We start from the raw sequence: 19035 nt of genomic DNA, 5'->3' as shown, positions 1-19035 counted from the left end.
GGAGAGGATTAACCGGCATCGACACCGATTTGCATCAGCTTGATGGCCTGTGAATCAGCCAGCATGCCGCCAGTGCGTTTGGTGGTGTAGAAACCCACAAACGGTTTGTTGGTGTAGGGGTCACGCAGAATGCGCGTGCCGATACGGTCAACGATGGTGTAACCACGCTTGAAGTTGCCAAATGCGATGGCTTTCGCATCAGCTACGATATCAGGCATCTGCTCATTCTCAGCCACGCCATAACCTGCCAGAGAGGACGGCTGGCCCAGCTCAAGCCCCGGACGCCACAGATAGTTGCCCTCCGAATCCTTCAGGATACGAACGGCAAACAGGCTGTTATTGTTCATCATGAACTTCGCGCCGTTACGGTGGACTTTGCGGAGCGTATACACCAGTTTGATGATCGCGTCAGCGGTTACTGCACCGGCAGCACCGGACAGCATATGTTGCAACGTGCCGAACGCGCGGGCTTTGTCATCTTCCAGGCTGGAGGTGTAGGCCAGAAAGCCTTTCGGCTTTTTGTTGCCATCACCGCTGGTGAAGGCGATTTCTTCCTGTTCAGCAAACTCGATCGCCAGCTCGCTGTTAATCCAGTCTTCAACATTGAAGAAGGCGTCATCCAGCATGGTCTGCGTTGCCTGCGGGTTGCCGTAGATTTCACCCATAAACGGTTCAATCTGTCCAAGCTTCGACGCGGCGGTTTCCGGACGAGTGTCGGTTTCCCCCACCCAACCGGAAGCCGTACCACCGAGATTCACCAGCTTTTTATAGTTCGCCCCACCCACGGTGATGGTGGTAGCCTCCTGGCGCATCACCACTTCATCTTTCAGAAGATCAAGGATGGTGCGGTCCAGCTCTTCCGGGACTGCATAGCCACCGTCTTCATCCACGCCGACCTGCAACGCCTTACGCTCCAGATCGCGCAAGCCGTCTTCTTTGCCTTTACGCATGAAGTCGATGAAAGCGGTTTTATGTTCACCCGCCGCTTTACTCTGTGTACCGCCACCGGGACGTTTGACCTGCTTCAGTTCCTCTTCAAGGGCTGATTTCAGCTGATCAAGCTCGGTCAGCTTTCCGTTAAGCGTCTCAACTTCCCCGGCCAACTTCCCCTTTTCCTGCTCAATCGCATCAATGCGCTTGTCATTTTTTGCGCGGAAATCGTCAAATTTCTGCTGAAGTTCCTGCGCGACCAGCTCAACGTCTTTAATTTCTACTGACATGATTCACTCCTGACTAAAAATTGATGTTTTTCAATGCATCCAGTGCGGCATTCACGCCACCAGCATCACGCTGAGACAGTGCGCCATAGCCCCCGGCCATGAATGCTTTGGCCTGGGTGCGGGAAAGTCCGACATCGCGCAGGACTCTTTCAATACTCTTCTGTGACGGGGTTTCACCCCGTGCAAAAGCGCTTTTTACATCACTGATACGCGCCTCATCATTTGACGGGAACGTGACCGGGCTGACCTCCCAGAGGTCGATTTCTTTCAGGAGAAAAACCTCTTTGGTCCGGTCGTATTCCCAGTCTTTAAGCATGTAGCCAATAGAAAGGCCGGTTAAAGAACCGGCCTTCATATGTGCATGTGCGCGTCTGGCGAGAGGGTCATCATCGATTAGAAGTCGCCCTTTTACATACAGGCCAACTTCGTCCTCTTTCATTTCCGTATAAATACCGATTGGCTCATCCATCTGATGTTGCCAGAGCATGGCAGGCATCGAATTTTTTTCCTTCCACATCTGGAGTGAAGCGGCGAAAGCACCAGGCACAACGACATCGTCATAGCTGTCTTTAACGCCAAAAACTGAGCCATACCCCTCAAACTCTCCGCCATCACTGACAGATTTCAGTTTCAGCGGGATATCCATCCGCTGTTTATTCATCGCCATTGCCCGGTTCCTCCTGTTTTGCTGATGAACCGCCATCAGATGGTTTCGTTGTCATGTTCATGGGGGTGAGATAAACATCACCGCCCTGCCGTGGGTTTAAATCTTCCAGCTCACGACAGTCATTCGGTGAATAGATGCCCCAGTTAATGCCCGTCGAATAGGCTTCAAATCGGGATTTCATATCCCCGCGCAACAGCGCACCGGCATTAAATTTGGCGTAAAAGGTTCCCTGTTTACTCTCTCTGACCAGACCGATGTTAATTCGCTGCTCAATTCGGGTGAGATAAGGGACGAGAGAATAATTAATAAAGCCAATACCGAGACTTTCGATATTGCTGAAGGTCGCTCTGTCCGTGTTCTGTACCAGATGCATCGGGACGCGAAATAAACGACAGATTTCTTCAAGCTGAAACTTTCGCGTTTCGAGAAACTGACTGTCCTCGTTATCAAGCCCCATTGATTTCCAGTCGAGGCCCATTTCAAGGATCATCGGCCTGTGTGCGTTGCTTAAGCCCAGATGCCGGTCTTCAAAATCTTTTTTCAACCTGCCATAAGCAGCATCTGTCAGTGTCTGGTCCGTCCTCAATACCCCGGAAGTCACAGCGCCATTACTGAAAAGACGCGCACCATGTTCTTCAGTCGCCAGCCCCAGTGAAATTGCCTCTCTCGCATAGGCTATGGGGTTCAGTCCAACAAGACCGTCGAGCGTCAGCGTTCGGACATGCCAGATATCTTCCTGCCCCAACACATCCGTCGAGCCATCAGGAAAAGTCACCTGATAAACCGGTTGCCACTGGCTGTTTAATTTCGGCGCTACACATCCGGGGTCGATTGGAAGAAGCTCAACGACCTCGCCGAGCGCCTTCACCTTGTATGCGTAGAAATTTCCACGCAGACAGAGGCAGACGATCACCAGCTCCCAGAACTCCTGGGGGGTCATGTAATCATTGGGTTTCATCGAAAGCACTTTAGACAGGCGCTCAGATGCTGCTTTTTGCTTGGCATTGCCGGTTATTTTGTAAAGGTTGCAGGGGAGCATACCAACCGACTCAGCCAGCACCCTGACACAGCCAAAAACAGCCGTCAGCCGCATGGCTTTCTGGCTACTGACCCGTTTGCCGGTATAGGTGTCATAAGACATACCCACAGCCTCAGCCAGTTCAGCAGGGGTTGTTACCGGAGCGTTGTTTTTTCTGAACATGCCGGGAAAAAACATTAATCATCACCCCCACCAGCATTTTTTCGCGGTATTGAAAGGTATTTAGATACCGCCCATGACCAGAACAGGCAAAGAGCGCCAGCAGTAATAAACCCCGCTGGTTCATATATCTGCCAGGCACCGAATGCGATCAGGGCAGCCCCCAGCAATCCGATGACCGGAGCAAGGATAATCAGTACCATAATAGATGCCTCTTATAATGATCGGACGCCGTAGCTTTCCAGACGTTCAGACAGGCTTTCCGGTTGTTCGCCGCCATTAACCAACAGGCGACTTTTCGCGGTAAATAACGCAACCGGGCCATCGATTTTGTTTTCGGGTGTGGATTTATTCGGGAAAATATTGTTGTTTTTGTCAGGTTTAACCGTGACGTTTGACATCATCCACCGCATAACGGGGTTGCCGTCATGGTGGAATTTATTCCCGTATATTTCTGCCTCGACCGACTTCATAGATTCAGAAAGGTTTTTAACCGTCTGGGGGACTTCCACCAGTGGCAACCCTTCTTCCGCCAACGCCAGGCTGAATTGCGTTGCACTCCAGGGGTCGAACGCGATTTCCCGGAGTTGTTCGCCCTTGACCCATGCCTCTATCTCGGCCTTGATATAGGCATGGTCGATCACATCTCCGTCTGTCAGTTCAAGATGTCCTGCGTCAGACCATTTCTGATAAAGCTCCGCAATGTGCTTTGGCGCTGTTATCAGTCGGCCTTCAGGTATCCAGAATTTGTATTTCGAATGTGTGTGACCGTCCGGGGCAATCCAGGTTTTCGCTGCTGCACAGATATCAATTTTGTTCGCAAGATCGATACCGACCCACAATGGCCATCTTTTCAGTTCATCATCCGATGCCAGCCCTTCACATTTTTCCCAGCGGTCCATATCCATCCAGGCACTTTCAGCAGTGACCCAGATATTCAGGTGCTTTGTAAAAAAGTTAGGGCGGGCGGCAATCTGCTCTTTCGCCTTTTTGGCAAGGCGGCGCATGTCATCCCAGCGCTTACAGACTCCTAATCCGGGGTTCGCTTTCGGCCAGTTCGCCTCATCAAAGGGATCATCATCTTCATCAAGTGTGTAAATGACGGCGAAATAGGTGTCATCATCCACCACACCGCGAAGCACCTTTATGGCGTAATCGCGCTGCTCGTAGCAAATCCCCTCTTTATTGGTTCCTGCTGTTGTGATGGCAAACAGCAGAGACTGGAGGCGGGCACCGGTTGCCGTTTCAAGCACGTCCCACACATCACGGGTGCGATGCGCATGTAACTCATCAACGATCCCACAGTGAATGTTGAGGCCGTCAAGATTATTCGCATCACTGGAAAGTGGCTCAAATTTTGATGCCGTTCTCTCCTGGTGAATGTTCAGCTTTACGTGACCAAAGAGACGTCCCAGAGTCCGGGGCGCTTTCTTAATCATGTTTTTGGCGTCATCAAAGACGATTCTCGCCTGGTCACGGGTTGTTGCTGCGGAATAGACCTCCGACCCACCTTCACCATCAGCGCCAGTCATATAAAGACCAATGCCTGATGAAACCGTTGATTTGGCGTTTTTACGCGCCACTTCGTTATAAGCGGTACGAAAACGGCGAACCATAACCGGATCGCCATCATCATCCAGAACCTGTTCGCCGCTCATCTCATCAATCAACGGGATGATGAAACCGAAAAGGTTTATCAGGATGAAGATGTGCCAGGGCATCAGATCGATAGGCTTACCAGCAAGTGCCCCTTTCACATGAGGAACAAAGTTATAAAAGTCGAGAATATGCTGAGCGCGGTCCTCACTGAAGTAGATACCGCGTTCCGGTCCGTGCTCTAAATCATTGAGGAATCTCTGACACGCCAGGCGCACCAGTTCGCCAGCAACGATCTCGCCAGCCAGCACGCTTTCTGCGTACTGAATACCAGCCTGAACAGTTGCCATTCATCATTTGCGCTTTTTGAGAAATTCATCCAGAGGATCGACTTCGGCAGCGCCTTTGGCACCAACCTTCGTGCGGCTGGCAGGCGTCATGCCAAACTCACCAAGCATTGCCCTGATGCGTTTCCACGCATCCGCCTTCATCACTGCGGCAGGGTGAGGCTTGATCATCCTGATCTCTCTTTCCTTGCCTTCATCCGGCTCTTCTTCACTGAAAACTGCATAGGTATATCCCTCGCGGTCCAGTGTGTCGCAGTGATTTCGGTACTCAGTGTAAGCTTCAACCAGCAACTCTAGCGCTCGCGCATCAAGTTGTGTGATCACCCCAATTGCATCCAGTTCGTCAGCGATGCGCTTAAACCAGTACTTACCCTGCTTATCAAAATGCTTGGGAATTGGGGGGACCCCTGAAGGGGGTTTTGGCTCATTTTTATTTAAGGCGCGTTTTGATGGGTTCCCCTTCACCAAAGCCAGGCGTGTCGGGGTTTTCGGTGGTCCTGGCATAATCGAAAACTCCTATTAATGCTTGGTGGGGTAACCCCAAAAAAAAGTTTTCTAACCTGCGGCGGTGTGAAAAAAAGCTAGGCGGCGGTCCTGAGCGCGAAAAGCTCCAGAGATTTAACCCGCCCCTCCCCGCCACAGATACAATTTAGAATCGATATCATTTGAGCCGTTCGCGTGACGTTTTGCCGCGATGGCAGGGCCAGCACAGGCTTTCGAGGTTTGAATCATCATCGGTTCCCCCATGTGCTTTGGCTAAGATGTGATCGACGGTCTTAGCTTCAGCAGCGCGGCCATTCCGCAGGCAGCTCTGACATAGTTGATTATCACGCTTCAGAATGCGAGCGCGTCTGATGTCCCACTGACTGCCATAGCCACGCTCATGGCGGCTCTTGCCCTGCTGATGCTGTTGCCAGCCTTCGTGCCGGTGCTTCTCACAATAACCCGAACGGTCAGTCGTTGTAGCGGGACAGCCGCGCTTGCGGCAGGCACGAGGAATCAGCGCAGGCATTGCAGCCTCCAATAAAAAAACCACCCCGAAGAGTGGTTATTGTTTGTGAAGCAATCCGCCAGGACGTATCTCATTCTTGATTTTCTCAGTGATGAGATCATTCACTGCTCTGTATAGAGAATTGCATTTGGTGGTGTCCTTACTCTCTTCTGAGACTGGATTTATGGGACCACTAACGCTTAACAACACCGGGAAATATTCGGGAATACCATGAACTTCACCGCGACACCCCCAGCTATCATAAAATGCTGTCCCGGCTGCATTGTGCAACTCAAACCCACCATCGACGATGACGATTTGAAGTTGCTGCATGACATCTTTAAGCGGCGTATGTTTCATTTCAGTATTTCCTGCTGGTCAGATGAATGTAACCCTCGGCAATGGTGAGAATACCAGCCGATGATTCATTATGTTTATGCTGAAAAGTGAACTCAGTGAATGCAGTTTTCAGCACAAAATAAAACCGCCACTTGGGCGGTTAGTACGCTGGTATGTATATTTGAGTGGAGATGCACTAATCAGTGAATTGTTGATTTTTAACAAACCGCCTTCTACTGAACTCCGCACTTCTTCTGCGACTTTTTATCCTCCTAACTGCATGCGATATCACTATGCTCCAGGCTGGGTCAGCTCTGCTATTCCGGTACCCCTCTAACGCGTCGAGCAGAAATGACCATTTCTCAATCTGGACTTCCTTATCAGGGCCAATAATTTCTCTGATTGACTGGATTAATCCATCCACATCTGCTTTCACTTCTTTAAGAGCTTTGCCCGATTGATGCTCAGCGGCTAATTTTTTGATTTCAATGGCGAAAAAATTTATATCAATATTCTTCAAAATCAGCTCATAAGCTTTCTGTTGGGTTTAATAAAAAGCATAGCTGATTAATTTGTACTTAGCTGACCGAGCAATCCAGTTATGAGAGTACCCTCAAGTGTTTTCTCCAGCTTCGCAGAATGGCTAACCGTTATCCCTTGCCGGTAGATTCTTCTTAATACACTGAATCAGTTTGCTCTCAACTCATATGACCACACACAATGATCAAAAAAAATTGTACAAAAATTTATTTATTGCATAAGTTTTTCAGGTGTTAATGAGTTCCTTGAACGAATGGTGCTTTGCATCGCCTCTGCAGGTGTTACGGATTTTCACCTTCAGAGGCTATTTTTAGAGCAACTAACAGATACACAGCTAAACTTACTATTCCCACAGCCCGGTATGCTTCTTTAAGCAGCCACTCACTTGAGGCTTAAGATGGAACAGATAATACCAACGGAATCTCAACTCTCCGTTTACTTAGAAAGTATGGATTCACACTTCGTGAGCGAGAAAGCAGTTTTGGTTGAGATTTACCAGGATTTATCATCCCGTAAGGCGGTTGTTGGCAACAAAGACATCATCCATTCCTTACTTGAAATGCTTGAATCTGAAACTGATGTGATAAAGCTCGATGTTTATCGTCAAGCTCTTGAGATGGTCGTCCAACTAACACCGGATGACACCATCAACTGAGTTCCTGTGTACTATAATCAATCTGTAAATAAAAAACGGAATTTCGATCCCTTCCCTCAATTGGTTAGCCCCCTTCTGTCCAGGGGGCTTTTTTTCTTTCAAAATGGTTATATTCATTGAGCTTTTTATCACATGTATGGTTCCTTTTTGACCTGCGATAAAAAACCGCCCCTAAAGGCGGTTATATGGCATCAGGGTTTCGGGACTTCTTCATCTGGAAACTCTTCTTCATCTGGCACATCAGTATCTGGGACCTCAGTACCAGGAACCTGACCATCATCTGGCAGTGGATCAACATTATCGGGATAATCTGGCATAGTAACCTCCACTAAAACCCTTCGTGGGCCTATTCAGTTTAGGTTCTGCCATCCTTTCTCTTTCTTAACTTTCTCGCGTCTGTGAGTTAAGCGTAGAAAAGAAGTTTTAATTCTGTAACGTCTTTAAAAAAATCATGGATGCGCTACGTAAGCGTAGCATAGTAAAATCAAATAAAAACCGCCTATATTTAGGCGGTTAGTTGTTTGGTTATTTACTTGTCTTTCTGCTTGTTAACATCCTTATCTTTTCCTTCCTTTTTGTTACCAGCTGGAAGCTTACCGTGTTCGCTCCCCTTACCATCTTTCGGGTTCTTGCTATCGCGATCAGTCATACTTACCTCGGATACTTTTAATTGGCATTTACTTATAGTGGGCATGGTTAAGTTTAGCTGCCATTAGTTTCGTAACTTTATTATTTTCCCAAGGTGTGACTAAAGCGTAAAGGAAAGTAATGGGGTATTAATTTTATGGAAATAACATAAATACCTGCTAGGGGTAAATCATCATCAGGCGCACTCGTCAGAATGCGCCTTGTGATGATTACGCCAGCTTTTTAGCCAGTGCGATCAGATCATCAATAACCGCATGTGCCTGGGCACCAGCAGCGGCCACCAGCTCTTTCAGTTTTGCCAGGACCACATCGGTGTTGTCAGTTACTGCCGGTTGCTCTGTTTGTACTACTTCATTTTCATCAGGCATTTCGCTTTTCTCTTCTTTGGGTTTGGTGAACAGGCTTTTCAGCCATTCAAGGATTTTCATTTTTGCCCTGCCTCTATCTTGCGGATACCTGCCCGGTCGATGTTGCATTGCTTCACTACCCCATAAAGCAACGCGTTTAGTTCAACGCTGTCGCCATACAAAAGGCCAGGCTTTGGCTCGGGAGCCTCAATCGGGCTTGTCAGTTCCGCTGGCAGGTTTAGCCGGGGCTGACTGATTGTCCGGTACTCCACCACTGGCTGACTTCGCTGCGTCCCGCAACCGCTTAACAGCGCGACTGTCAACAGGAGCAGCAGCGCACTTATCCGCTGCGAGATAGCGATTGATTTCATTCTGTAGTTTCCTGTTTTGCTCTGCGGTAACGGCGCGTTGTTCAGTCACCTCACTCATCACGGCGTTCTGCTGGTTCACTGCTTTCACCAGGTCATTAACGCTTGATGCGAGGTCGTCATTCTTGGAGCGGAGATCGTTAATCTGGCTGTCTTTGCTGTCTGTCAGTTTTTCCAGACGGTCATTAGTTGCTGACAGCTGTGAATTACGGGCGTTAAGCCCCCACAGGCAAACACATACCAGGCCAATGATGATGATGTGCGAATAATTTCGGATGAAGCTGATTACGTTGAGCATAGAATCCCCTTAACTTTGATTAAGCGGGATTTCCTGTCGTCCAGTCCGTTCGTGCCGCCGTTAATGATTCTGGTGATGCGGTCAACATCATCAGAATCAGCAAGCTCATTTAAACCGTGATTCTTCCACCATGCCGCCGCAGATGCTGCCGCCATCTGATAGCCGGTCAGCAAATCAGGATTAGCCACAATGTCAGCGCCAAGCTGTTTAACCAGGTCGGCATAGTTTGCCTTGCCGGTGATCTGAATCAGCCCCCTTCCGCGATATCGATAGCCATCGCCGGAATTAACATCACCATTGCCGTTGCGACTGGCGTAGATGATGTTGGCGATCATCTTCTGATTAGCGGCGTGCATAGCATTTCTGCCATATAGCCGGGCCTGCTCAGCGGTGATGCGCTTGCGGAACATTGCCGTTAGCGCGTTCTCGCTGTAATTCAGACCCTCTTCAACCTTTGTGAAGCCGGTAGACTCATGCCCTGTTTGAGCCAGAAAGTGCGCCTGACGTAACGGGGTGTTGATCTGGAAATCAGTCATTGCCCCGGCAATATGCGGGAACCATGAAGCAGCAGCGCCAAGGGATACACCTGTCGCCATCTGAAATTTATTGGCTGTCAGCATTGCTATCCCCTAATCGCTTATCAATCAACCGGCGCAGCTTTGATGAAAGCCAGTCAACACCGAGGAACCCAAGGAACACAGCCGCAACCTGTGTCGTACCCTCGCTGAAGTTCCAATTAAATACTGAGCCGATCACCTGGAGTGTCGGCTGGAGGAAAAAAGCAAAGACGCTGCACATAGCGGCATCGAGTAATCGCCGGGGCCATGTGTCCTTGCCAATGTAAGTTGCTCTCAGAATCGCCATAACACCCGCCAGACCTGCATAGCCTGATTCGTTTTTGTGGGCAATTAACCAGGCAATCAGGCTGGCCCAAAACCCAACGTCTTTTTCCGGCATGCGCTTCATCTCCACCTCCCGCTTGTTGGGGTGGCTGTCTGTAGTCAGAAAATAAAAAAGCCAGCTCAATGGCTGGCATCTGAAAAGGTGCGGGCGCTACCCCGCTGCATTAACGTGTTATTAATACCCTGCCGCGCATCGGCGTTGATAACCTGGCTCGTCAGCCGCAGGGATAATGCTGTTGTGGATTCGCCACAATATGAAAGGCGCTGGGTATTTGCAGTTACCGGCATGGGTTGGGGTATGGACCCGTCATGCCTTAGCGCCTTTGGTATTGTGTGGAACTGGAGTAGCACAAAACAAAAACGCCCCGAAAACGTTAATTTCCGAGGCGTCTTACAGATATGGTAACTTATCAAATATGCGTTAAATATGCATCAGTTTATTGACTTTTGCAAGCATCATGTCGCGAAATTCTTCGAAAATGCTTCAGATCGCTTTTTCATCACTGATTGAAGTGCGTCTCTGTCCAGCTGATGGCTTAACTCAAGAAGCTTTTCCCAGTGACGCTTATAGTGCTTGTTCCAGTTATCGGGTTTTACACCCGCCATTTCAGCCAGTTTAGCCTGGGTGTATTTTTCTTCTGTTTCCCCGCGAAGCTCATACACCACCACCTGAAAAGATAAATGCTCAAAGTGCCCCAGGAAGCATTTAGCGACCTTCTTGCTTACTCCCGCAGCTTTCATGTATTCCCCAAAAACGTTGGTTATGAAGCTGCATATCTCCAACTGAAAATCATAGTTAAGGTCGTACCCGTAGCAATAGCTAATCCATGCGTGATGCACCGGGCTTAATTCACCAATGGCGCGCCGCCATGATGCAGACATAAAAGTCATTTCATGAATTGGGGGGAATGGTTTTTTGCTGACTCTGGTCTGCGTTGATTTTACAGGGTCAGTATCTGCACATACCGTGCGCTTCTCCAGCTCTACAGTACGCAATCTTTTACGCGTATAGACAGTGGTTCGCGCCATAGTGGATTCGCTAAATGCCTCTAACTGGCCTTTAGTGCTGCCACCGATTTCAGCCAGTGCAACGTTCACACTTTCGCGAATGTACGAATAGTTGATCATGACGCTTTCTCCATACCGTTTTATTTTTTCGCTATTCCAATCACGCCAACTGCAATCGAGTGATCAAGGAATCTGAACAGCAGTTCGATCTGGCTCCCGTATTTGTTTTCAAATTCACCAGGGTTGCGGTGGAGTTCGTCGTGATGCGCCCTGCAAAGCGGTATCACAAACAAATCGTGTGCCTTTGTTCCCATTCCTCCCTGTCCGTGTCCGATGATGTGGTGTGGGTCATCTGCCGGGTTATTACAGCAGGCGCAACGTTGCGCTTTTACCCACCGCGTGTACTTCTCGTTCTCCAGTCGGCGGCGCTTTGGCCGCTTCATGAATGATTCTGGTGAATCAGGGTCGATAGTCAGGTTGATGACGGCTTTAACCACTTCTGCCGCTTCCTGTATCACTTCCCGGGCGGCCCGTTCCGGCTGGATGCGTGATTCCTTCAGTTCACCTGTTGCTGGCTTCTCTGCTGGCATACGCAGCACCCGGCGCGCTGGTGCTTCAGGTATCAGGTCCGTTACGTCATTGAGGCAGGCCCACCAGCACAGCTCTGGTAATGTCATCCGATGGTCCGAACCTAACCCCATCTGGACGCATGCAGACTCAATAATCCAGCGGGCCATGTTGCCAGTTGCGACCTCTTCGAGTTGCACCGGCAAGCCATTCAAACGGGCAGAATTATCATCGTGATAGCACAGGCAAACCGTTCCCGATTCGGTGCGCAAGGTAGTGTAATGCGGATGATGATAGGAATCCTTTTTCTGAAGCTGACATGCATTAATTTTTTGCACCCACGCATCATGCGCTTCCCATCCACCAGCGGCTTTAATCACCCGGTCATCGTTAAAGAATCCTGCCAGTGATTTTTCGTCCAGTAATGGCTGACTGCTGTCGTTGATTAAGCCTGATGGAAGGTGTGACATGTCACGGGGCATCGTACAGACCAAGACACGCTCGCGGAACATCGGCATCAGGTCGCGACCAGGCTTTAACAGAACAATCCCTGTGTTGATGGCAACATCAGGTGTGAGAATTGCCCTCATGCAGCCACCGCCTGATAATCACTGATCGTCACTTCAGCTTTGCCGCCTTTGATGACCGGCCCCCACTCAATGATGATTCGTTTAATCTGGCTGTCGTCTTTCCAGACACCGGCATGCGTCAGGCTGTCGAATAGCGCTTTCTGGTAGTTGTCCAGGTCGCGCCTTAATCGGGTTGGCGGGTACAGGATCACATTCACCTGAACGTCAGTGATCATCGGTTTAGGGCGGCGCTTTAACTGCTTCCAGACCGACGCAATGGACTCGTTACGGAAGGAGCGCCCGGAGGCGCTGATTAATACTCCCTTTGGCGTGTAACGCCAGTAGGTGTTTACTGTTGGAGGAAATGGCAGGGTTAATTTCATTATGAATTATCCTTTAGAACCGTTTCTCCATCCTCAGTAATCCTGACCCTGTAATAACGAGACATATCTGTTGCAATAGAAACAAAATCAATGAGCCCACTACGCATCAATGGGGGAAGACTTCTACAATTTACCTCCTTCCGTATCCTCGTTTTTATATCGCGGCGAACTTCAAGCCCCACCCCCTTATCACCACGCAATATATATTCATATTCCTTACAGTTTTTTATACGATACAAGGTATTGAGCATATTTTTCGATGCGCTCATTTTTTCAATTCCTTGTTCTAAGTACTCAGGACCTGTAATAGTAAAAATGTTTCCATTTATTAATAATGCTAATGATTTCGATAACAATAAGCAAAATCTTATTAATAGAATGTTAAATGATGTGTATGCATTTTGGGGCCTGTAGTTTCGCCACCCACCCTCGTAATGCGCTTCCGCTCTTATCATTCAACCCTCCCGCCTATCAGTTGCACACTGCTGTCACACTGGTTGCCCCAGCAATCCCAGCCCTCAGCGGCAGTACGTGCGAATAATTCAATGCGTGACACGTCACCATAAAGTTGCTCCAGACGGTTGCGCACTTCCCACGGCTTCGCACTGTGTTCGCCCAGGCATGAATACACAACCTGCTTTACCGATGCGCTGGCGCGTTCCAGACCGGTCCCGCGCGTGGCTATCAAGACATCCTCGGTATTGCTGCGGGTGTGATTGCCGCCGTTCATGCGGGTTTCAGCGTTGAGCATGTCCAGCAGGTCGGTAAAGTCGTGAATGGTCTGATCCACCAGCGCGCGGTTAAAACGTTGCTCGGCCAGTTGATTCAGCTTCACCCAGGTGAACCCCTTCATGGTTCGGACGCGATATCCCCATGATTCAGCCAGCTCTCGCGCTTCCTGGTTGTGGGTGCCGGTGTACCACATAGCTAAGACTGAGTTTTCAGCCCCCAGCGCCCACACGGGCAGGCGCTTAAGGTCAGCCATAGACATGGTGTTGTAGTGGTCAGTAGCAGCGCCATTGCTGGCGTTGTTGTTGTATTGCCACGGGGGATCGGCGTAGATGAGTTGGTAAGGCATTATTCGCCCTCCCAGTTCCGCTCATTGGCTGCGCAGTATTCAGCGAGGATGGACCGGACTTCAGCAGTATATTTATCATCGTGATACAGCACTGCTTCACCATCAACAACACCCATGTAGCGGGCATCACACAGCAGCTCAACGAGGCGGCGTGCTTTGGTTGCGCTGAACTGGGGCATGGCAGCGGAACGGGTCAGTTTCTTCTTGCCGCTGGCTTTGGCCTTCTCCAGTTGGGTTTTGGCTACTGTCTCGGCTTTGGCTCCATGCTCCCGGACCATAGCGACTGCGGTCGTCGCCGCAACTTCGCCAGTTTTGACCATTGCGATCAGGCCATCACCCACAGTCACTAACTGGAGGTGATGATCAACATCTGCCAATGAGCGCTTGACCTTCTTCGCAATTTCAGCTGGTTCCCAACCCTGATTGATCATGCGCTGGTATGCGGCAGCACGTTCCAGTGGTTCTAGTGCCCTGCCCTGGCTGCTTGTGACCATGAAGGCGATACGGTCGGCTTCACTGCCTACAAAGTCTTTGCACTCCAGGCGGATGTCATGGCCTGCTGCCTGTGCCAGCTTCGCGCCATGCCAGCGGTGATGGCCGTCGATAATCTTAACGCCGTGCTCTGTTACCTGGACGGTCAGCGGCGGAACGTGTTCACCGGCGATAAACGCATCGCGGAATTCTTCAACGTGCGTCTGGTCAATCTCGCGCACGTTGTAGCCCGGCTCAATGTAGAGTTCATCAACGCCCAACAGGTAAGTTTTGCGGGTGGTGATGTTGGTTTCGGTTTTTGCTTTGTTGTCGTAAATGCGTGCCAGTGTAGTCATTTGGTTGCCAACTCCCATGCCAGGGCGATAGTCAGAACGGTTATCATCAGGACCGCTAAACGGGTTCCACAGTAGAAATCTTCATTGCGCCGCCAGTGGCGCTGTAGGACTGCTTTCATCGGTTCTTGCTCCGTTTCTCCGTGTACTCTGGTTCAGGCTTCGGCCTTGTGAAATTCGCCATCTCAATGCAGTGCTTACGGAGAGCACAGGCTTTTTCCCTCAGTCCGTCTTTGGCTGTGCTGTGCATCGCATCAAGCCAGACCTTTGCTGCCCTGTTCCACCGGCCCCGGTCCTGAAGGGCATACGCCTGATCGCTGAGTCTTGAAAATTTGCTGTCCTCAACCCCGTCGGGTTCTGTTGTGAAGTACCGGCAATACTCATCACGCCAGATATCACCACGGCTAATCATGTCCGGCAGTGCCGTGTAAACCGTCTTGATGGCCCGATCAATCGCTCTGGAGAGCTGAGACGGCGTCTGGCCCGGATAGGCTTTTAGGTGAGTCAGAATCAACGTTTCTGTGTTCATCATGCCCCCCGCCAGCCATCGGGAATGGTGTAATCAACATTCGCGGTTTGGTTAACATCACGCTGCCATTTGCCATTCACGCATGGCGGTCTGCCTGACTTATCCCACTTCGTTGCCGACTGGAGATAGCCAGCGAAGTTTTTCGGGATGAACAGCGTTGCCGGGCGTAGGTACTGCTCCTGCTCAGTGTTTCGCCAGTGCTCATTCTTGTAATCAACAACCAGCTTCAACTCATCGGGTTCGTAGCCCTCGGCAAGACGAGCGCGGATATTTTCCAGTGACGAACGACTGACTTGGAATTTTGAGCCGGTGGTTTGGTTCAGGTGGGTTAAAACCTGTTTAGCAAGGTCGGTAATCACAACATCCCGGTCGGGTTGCGAGGCAACCTGACAAGAGGTGTTTTTATCTGATGGATCAGTAGTTGAATTTACTGACGGATCGTCGCCAGATTCTGGCGGGTGAAAACCTGTGTTTTTGTCGGATTCTGGTGCATCAGTTTCTGACGCATCAAAATCTGATGCACCGGATTTTGACGCGTCAGATTTTGATGTGTCAGATTCTGACGCATCAGATTCTGACAGGTGAAGCGCAGCAGCCTCGCGCAGCTTCTTCACATTCAACTGGTACATGTTGGAGTTATTACGGTTGCCCTTACGGCGCGGCGTGGTGGTAAGCCAGCCTTCGCTTTCCAGCTTTCTCAGAGACGTGCGGACAGTGCTCGGGCCTGCGCCAATTTGACGGGCAATAGTGGCGATAGAAGGCCAGCAAAGCCCCTCATCGCTGGAGAAATCAGCCAGACGCGCCATGATGGCTACACTGGTGATCTTCATTCCCGCTGCGGCGCATCCGTCCCAGACGTATGCAGATAATTTAACGCTCATCCCTGACCCCTATTTCCCTGAAATAACGCTGGAACTGGTCAAGAGGGCTGAAGCACTCGCCATGTTCGTAGTTTTCGCGAAGGTAGATAACCCGGTTTGATTCAGGCTCCCAGCGGATGACTTTGACGGGAACACCGCGCTTGTCGGTAAATCGTCGGTCGAGGATTCGCAATGCTCTGTCTCCGGCTTACGATAAAAATCATTCCACTCGGTCTGAACTACCATCAGGCTCACTTCCTGGTAGTTGCCGGGTCCACCAGCAGCGGGTAATCTCTGTTCAAACACCAGCGCACCAGCTACCAAACGGCAGCGAAATTGCACTGATGGCTTGTTTCTGCTTAAAATGCTCATGCGATTAACTCTCCATACCAGTTGATTTACTCGCGAATCGACGCCCAGGGCTGCAACCTTGGGCGTCAACCTTTCTTAGCCTTGCAACGACTAAATGCCGTAATAATTGAACGAACCTCATCGTCACGAGCGGCAAGGTGTTTACGGTGGTAATGCATAATTTCCCGCGCCTCATCTTCATCAATCACTCCGTCTTCAACTGCCTGCTCAATGATTTGATCTACATGGCCGCGCTGTGCCGCCGTTCTTACTGATTTGTTAAAGAGTTCAACTCTGTCCAGGTCATCAAATTTCGGTATATCCACCAGCATTGCACCGCGGCGGGCGGCGAAATATTCAGCCAGTAAATTCGTGCCGGACAGGTCTTCCATTGCTTCAAGTTCGTGGTGTTCGAAGAAGCGGCACCCGTTTTTTTCATACAGGTTGTTGTTGAATTGAGTCAGCGACATGCCAAGCGCGCCAGCCATTGCTGACCGTCCTCCGTGAATTGCTTTGCACATCGCCTTAACTGTCTCTTTTATGTCCGTCATACCTACCCCTTTTGCGTGAGACGTGTAGTTAATGCCCCGGTTTTTTCTCTGCTACTGTTTCAGTAACAGCAAACCGTTTTGGATAAAGAATCTGCATTTCAGTAATTTGGCCTTTAAAGAAGACCGATAGTCGTTCTGCAACTTCCAGAGAAGCGATCTGAATGCCTCTCTCAATTCGGCTAAGGTTTCCGACATCTAACTGAATTGCATTTGCTACCTGGTACAACGTTAAGCCTTTTGCCTGCCTTACGGCTCGCAATGGCGTTTGCGGATTTTGCATTTTCACCCCCTTAATTGCGTAACTCGCATATTATTTCACAACAGAAATTTGCGCAAGATGATTTGCGTATTGTGCAAATGAAACTTGTAATAGACGCATGAATATAGGAATGAAGATAAGAGAGCTGCGCAAAGCGCGTGGTCTCAAGATTGAAGAACTAGCAGAAGCCGTTGGAATAGACGGTGCTAATATTTCACGTCTTGAGACTGGTAAGCAGAAATCATTTACTGAACAATCGATTAAGAAGATAGCAGATGCACTATCTGTCAATGTAAGTGATCTATTTACTACTGGCCCTAGCGAAATTACTGTATATAATCACAGTAAAGAAAGTGTAAAGCAGGAGGCCGGTATTGTGTATCGCGTGGATGTGTTGGATGTAAGTGCTAGCGCTGGTCCGGGTTCTATAAAGTCGGGAGATGTTATTGATATCATCCGATCCATAGAGTACGAGAATGAGCATGCAAGGTCGTTGTTTAATGGTATGCCAGCAACATCAATTAAGATGATTAATGTCCGTGGCGATAGCATGGCTGGTACAATCGACCCCGGCGATCTGATATTCGTTGATATCTCTGTACATACAGTTGATGGCGATGGAATTTATGTGTTTGGTTTTGATGAAAAAATACACGTAAAAAGGCTCCAGATAATTCCTGACCAAATCTTAGTTCTGTCCGACAACGTCAAGTACAGAGAATGGCACATTGATAGTAAAAATGAACATCGCTTCTATGTTTACGGCAAAGTTATGATGAGCCAAACCCAAGCCTACAAACGCCACGGCTAACCCACTTCCCCCCCTTCAGACATACCGCCTTCATCAGGCGGTATTTTTTTGCCTGCTGTAAATATTTGCACATTGCGCAATTTAAATATTGCGAATATCGCAAGTCGTGTTTATGATGATTTCAACGACAGCAATCGGGGCACTCAAATTGAAGATGGTTAAGAACATGGCGAACACCAGCCTGGCCGACTTACTCACCTTCCTGAGACTGTTCCCCGAGGCTGAGCTGATTTGTGATGGTGATCTGTGTGTAGTGACGGTGGAGTGTTAGGCGCTTTGAGCAAGTAGTTGTTTGGCGGTTTCTCTGGTGATTGCTCTGGTTTAACCGCCCTTTTTTTCACAACGACAAGGGCATTTGCAAAACGGGTGTTTTCGAACGCTTTAGAGACGTGGAGTAAGTGCCCTTGATTTTTGTGGTAATTGAGTTCGTTTATAAATCAAAGAGGAATTTTCATGAAATTAAAGGCTTTGTTTCTCCTCGGTTTGCTGTCATTTGGTAGCCAGGCTGAAACGTTTAATGTCAGTGCTATCAGCAACTGCATTTACCCACCGCTCAGTAATACCCAGATTCAAAAAGGTAACCCTATTCTGTTCAGTCTGAGTCAGGGTATTTACACCTTTTCTTTGTCATCTAACACCATGAACTGCCAGGGCGGCACTGGTTGCCCTATTGATCGTGTGTTTTTGCAAGGTGGTATGGGTAATGCGCGCTGGGGTGCAACAGTCAGCAGCTCACCGACTACCGTCACGGTTACACAGCCTACTGCAACATTCCAGGCTTTCATTAGTGACGATTCGTGTAGCAACAATGTGGGTAGCGCCACTATTCAGGCGACAAAAGTCAATTAAGCAGCAATCTCAGTATTTGAATTAACTCGCCGCAAGGCGGGTTATTCAACAAAGGTAAGTCGCCGTGAAACATTCCGGCACACAACAGGCAAGAGCATTGGCCGAAGGCGGGTATAGCGCCTGAAGCACCCTGACAGTGCTCTTACCGTTGTGGTGAATGCGGCTATGCGCTCGCGGTAAAACTGACAAATCACCTTAGTATCCGGTGCGTCAATACTATCAGTTACCGCCCTGCACTTTGTCAGCTTACACAGGGCACCGGGAGGCACCCGGCACCACA

At 49.4% G+C, this 19035-nt stretch carries 30 protein-coding genes; 3 read left to right on the top strand and 27 right to left on the bottom strand.

Features of this window, described 5'->3' with window-relative positions; all coding sequences use genetic code 11:
- Window positions 1–8: 8 nt before the first annotated feature.
- From AC6I8N_RS07800 to AC6I8N_RS07760, 9 genes are all read right to left on the bottom strand, one after another.
- Window positions 9–1220, bottom strand: coding sequence for a phage major capsid protein (locus AC6I8N_RS07800; RefSeq protein ID WP_497830424.1), 1212 nt, complete (start codon window positions 1218–1220; stop codon window positions 9–11).
- 13 nt (window positions 1221–1233) lie between these two features.
- Complete coding sequence (locus tag AC6I8N_RS07795) at window positions 1234–1887, bottom strand: HK97 family phage prohead protease (protein WP_021182704.1); 654 nt, start codon at window positions 1885–1887, stop codon at window positions 1234–1236.
- Complete coding sequence (locus tag AC6I8N_RS07790) at window positions 1874–3103, bottom strand: phage portal protein (protein WP_497830423.1); 1230 nt, start codon at window positions 3101–3103, stop codon at window positions 1874–1876. Before AC6I8N_RS07790 ends, AC6I8N_RS07795 begins: the two co-directional genes overlap by 14 nt.
- Window positions 3103–3288: a hypothetical protein gene (locus AC6I8N_RS07785; RefSeq protein ID WP_497830422.1), complete on the bottom strand. Its 186-nt coding sequence runs from the start codon at window positions 3286–3288 to the stop codon at window positions 3103–3105. Before AC6I8N_RS07785 ends, AC6I8N_RS07790 begins: the two co-directional genes overlap by 1 nt.
- A gap of 12 nt (window positions 3289–3300) precedes the next feature.
- The gene (locus AC6I8N_RS07780; RefSeq protein WP_497830421.1) at window positions 3301–5031 is read right to left on the bottom strand and encodes a terminase large subunit; all 1731 of its coding nucleotides are present in this window, start codon (window positions 5029–5031) and stop codon (window positions 3301–3303) included.
- A 3-nt stretch (window positions 5032–5034) separates the two neighbouring features.
- Window positions 5035–5532, bottom strand: a complete 498-nt coding sequence (locus AC6I8N_RS07775; RefSeq protein ID WP_497830420.1) for a phage terminase small subunit P27 family — start codon at window positions 5530–5532, stop codon at window positions 5035–5037.
- A 157-nt stretch (window positions 5533–5689) separates the two neighbouring features.
- Window positions 5690–6040, bottom strand: a complete 351-nt coding sequence (locus AC6I8N_RS07770) for an HNH endonuclease (protein WP_497830419.1) — start codon at window positions 6038–6040, stop codon at window positions 5690–5692.
- A 36-nt stretch (window positions 6041–6076) separates the two neighbouring features.
- Window positions 6077–6379 carry a hypothetical protein gene (locus AC6I8N_RS07765; protein WP_036624685.1) on the bottom strand — a complete coding sequence of 101 codons (303 nt, stop codon included), beginning with the start codon at window positions 6377–6379 and terminating at the stop codon, window positions 6077–6079.
- A 175-nt stretch (window positions 6380–6554) separates the two neighbouring features.
- Entirely contained in the window at window positions 6555–6878 is a 324-nt protein-coding gene (locus AC6I8N_RS07760) for a hypothetical protein (RefSeq protein ID WP_036624682.1), read from the bottom strand.
- 483 nt (window positions 6879–7361) lie between these two features.
- Between AC6I8N_RS07760 and AC6I8N_RS07755 the strand changes: the two genes are divergently transcribed.
- The gene (locus AC6I8N_RS07755; RefSeq protein WP_497830418.1) at window positions 7362–7553 is read left to right on the top strand and encodes a biofilm development regulator YmgB/AriR family protein; all 192 of its coding nucleotides are present in this window, start codon (window positions 7362–7364) and stop codon (window positions 7551–7553) included.
- 191 nt (window positions 7554–7744) lie between these two features.
- Here AC6I8N_RS07755 and AC6I8N_RS07750 read toward each other — a convergent pair whose 3' ends face one another.
- The 18 genes from AC6I8N_RS07750 to AC6I8N_RS07665 all read right to left on the bottom strand — a co-directional run bounded on the left by AC6I8N_RS07750 (window position 7745) and on the right by AC6I8N_RS07665 (window position 17116).
- Window positions 7745–7870, bottom strand: a complete 126-nt coding sequence (locus tag AC6I8N_RS07750) for a hypothetical protein (RefSeq protein WP_497830417.1) — start codon at window positions 7868–7870, stop codon at window positions 7745–7747.
- Between the two features lie 540 nt (window positions 7871–8410).
- The gene (locus AC6I8N_RS07745) at window positions 8411–8677 is read right to left on the bottom strand and encodes a hypothetical protein (protein WP_497830722.1); all 267 of its coding nucleotides are present in this window, start codon (window positions 8675–8677) and stop codon (window positions 8411–8413) included.
- Window positions 8626–8820, bottom strand: coding sequence for an Rz1-like lysis system protein LysC (gene lysC, locus AC6I8N_RS07740; RefSeq protein WP_437180274.1), 195 nt, complete (start codon window positions 8818–8820; stop codon window positions 8626–8628). The genes AC6I8N_RS07745 and lysC overlap by 52 nt, the downstream gene beginning before the upstream one ends.
- Window positions 8756–9214 carry an Rz lytic protein gene (locus AC6I8N_RS07735; RefSeq protein ID WP_497830416.1) on the bottom strand — a complete coding sequence of 153 codons (459 nt, stop codon included), beginning with the start codon at window positions 9212–9214 and terminating at the stop codon, window positions 8756–8758. The genes lysC and AC6I8N_RS07735 overlap by 65 nt, the downstream gene beginning before the upstream one ends.
- Window positions 9202–9834, bottom strand: a complete 633-nt coding sequence (locus AC6I8N_RS07730; protein WP_497830415.1) for a glycoside hydrolase family 19 protein — start codon at window positions 9832–9834, stop codon at window positions 9202–9204. Before AC6I8N_RS07730 ends, AC6I8N_RS07735 begins: the two co-directional genes overlap by 13 nt.
- A complete protein-coding gene (locus tag AC6I8N_RS07725; RefSeq protein ID WP_497830414.1) occupies window positions 9818–10180 on the bottom strand; it encodes a phage holin, lambda family in 363 nt (120 codons plus the stop codon). The genes AC6I8N_RS07730 and AC6I8N_RS07725 overlap by 17 nt, the downstream gene beginning before the upstream one ends.
- Before the next feature lie 392 nt (window positions 10181–10572).
- The gene (locus AC6I8N_RS07720) at window positions 10573–11244 is read right to left on the bottom strand and encodes a bacteriophage antitermination protein Q (RefSeq protein WP_497830413.1); all 672 of its coding nucleotides are present in this window, start codon (window positions 11242–11244) and stop codon (window positions 10573–10575) included.
- A 20-nt stretch (window positions 11245–11264) separates the two neighbouring features.
- Window positions 11265–12281 (bottom strand): DUF968 domain-containing protein, encoded by a 1017-nt coding sequence (locus tag AC6I8N_RS07715; protein WP_497830412.1) that lies wholly within the window; start codon window positions 12279–12281, stop codon window positions 11265–11267.
- Window positions 12278–12643, bottom strand: a complete 366-nt coding sequence (locus AC6I8N_RS07710) for a RusA family crossover junction endodeoxyribonuclease (RefSeq protein ID WP_497830411.1) — start codon at window positions 12641–12643, stop codon at window positions 12278–12280. Before AC6I8N_RS07710 ends, AC6I8N_RS07715 begins: the two co-directional genes overlap by 4 nt.
- Window positions 12643–13098, bottom strand: coding sequence for a hypothetical protein (locus AC6I8N_RS07705; protein ID WP_497830410.1), 456 nt, complete (start codon window positions 13096–13098; stop codon window positions 12643–12645). The genes AC6I8N_RS07710 and AC6I8N_RS07705 overlap by 1 nt, the downstream gene beginning before the upstream one ends.
- Window positions 13095–13721 (bottom strand): MT-A70 family methyltransferase, encoded by a 627-nt coding sequence (locus AC6I8N_RS07700; RefSeq protein ID WP_497830409.1) that lies wholly within the window; start codon window positions 13719–13721, stop codon window positions 13095–13097. The genes AC6I8N_RS07705 and AC6I8N_RS07700 overlap by 4 nt, the downstream gene beginning before the upstream one ends.
- Window positions 13721–14548 carry a ParB/RepB/Spo0J family partition protein gene (locus AC6I8N_RS07695; protein WP_497830408.1) on the bottom strand — a complete coding sequence of 276 codons (828 nt, stop codon included), beginning with the start codon at window positions 14546–14548 and terminating at the stop codon, window positions 13721–13723. The genes AC6I8N_RS07700 and AC6I8N_RS07695 overlap by 1 nt, the downstream gene beginning before the upstream one ends.
- Window positions 14545–14667 carry a hypothetical protein gene (locus AC6I8N_RS07690; protein WP_497830407.1) on the bottom strand — a complete coding sequence of 41 codons (123 nt, stop codon included), beginning with the start codon at window positions 14665–14667 and terminating at the stop codon, window positions 14545–14547. The genes AC6I8N_RS07695 and AC6I8N_RS07690 overlap by 4 nt, the downstream gene beginning before the upstream one ends.
- Window positions 14664–15077, bottom strand: coding sequence for a MarR family transcriptional regulator (locus AC6I8N_RS07685; RefSeq protein WP_497830406.1), 414 nt, complete (start codon window positions 15075–15077; stop codon window positions 14664–14666). Before AC6I8N_RS07685 ends, AC6I8N_RS07690 begins: the two co-directional genes overlap by 4 nt.
- Window positions 15074–15955 carry a conserved phage C-terminal domain-containing protein gene (locus AC6I8N_RS07680; protein ID WP_497830405.1) on the bottom strand — a complete coding sequence of 294 codons (882 nt, stop codon included), beginning with the start codon at window positions 15953–15955 and terminating at the stop codon, window positions 15074–15076. Before AC6I8N_RS07680 ends, AC6I8N_RS07685 begins: the two co-directional genes overlap by 4 nt.
- The gene (locus AC6I8N_RS07675) at window positions 15945–16127 is read right to left on the bottom strand and encodes a DUF4222 domain-containing protein (protein WP_071783557.1); all 183 of its coding nucleotides are present in this window, start codon (window positions 16125–16127) and stop codon (window positions 15945–15947) included. The genes AC6I8N_RS07680 and AC6I8N_RS07675 overlap by 11 nt, the downstream gene beginning before the upstream one ends.
- Before the next feature lie 244 nt (window positions 16128–16371).
- Window positions 16372–16836 carry a YmfL family putative regulatory protein gene (locus AC6I8N_RS07670; protein ID WP_497830404.1) on the bottom strand — a complete coding sequence of 155 codons (465 nt, stop codon included), beginning with the start codon at window positions 16834–16836 and terminating at the stop codon, window positions 16372–16374.
- Between the two features lie 28 nt (window positions 16837–16864).
- Window positions 16865–17116 (bottom strand): helix-turn-helix domain-containing protein, encoded by a 252-nt coding sequence (locus AC6I8N_RS07665; RefSeq protein ID WP_497830403.1) that lies wholly within the window; start codon window positions 17114–17116, stop codon window positions 16865–16867.
- Window positions 17117–17213: 97 nt separating this feature from the next.
- Between AC6I8N_RS07665 and AC6I8N_RS07660 the strand changes: the two genes are divergently transcribed.
- Window positions 17214–17906, top strand: a complete 693-nt coding sequence (locus AC6I8N_RS07660) for an XRE family transcriptional regulator (RefSeq protein WP_497830402.1) — start codon at window positions 17214–17216, stop codon at window positions 17904–17906.
- A gap of 453 nt (window positions 17907–18359) precedes the next feature.
- Window positions 18360–18755, top strand: coding sequence for a hypothetical protein (locus AC6I8N_RS07655; RefSeq protein ID WP_497830401.1), 396 nt, complete (start codon window positions 18360–18362; stop codon window positions 18753–18755).
- Window positions 18756–19035 lie beyond the last annotated feature (280 nt).

The sequence above is a fragment of the Pantoea sp. X-Soil-TKNS-1279 genome (assembly GCF_059730565.1).
The sequence above is the reverse complement of the archived record's forward strand: the minus strand, read 5'-3'. Positions and strand labels throughout refer to the sequence as shown.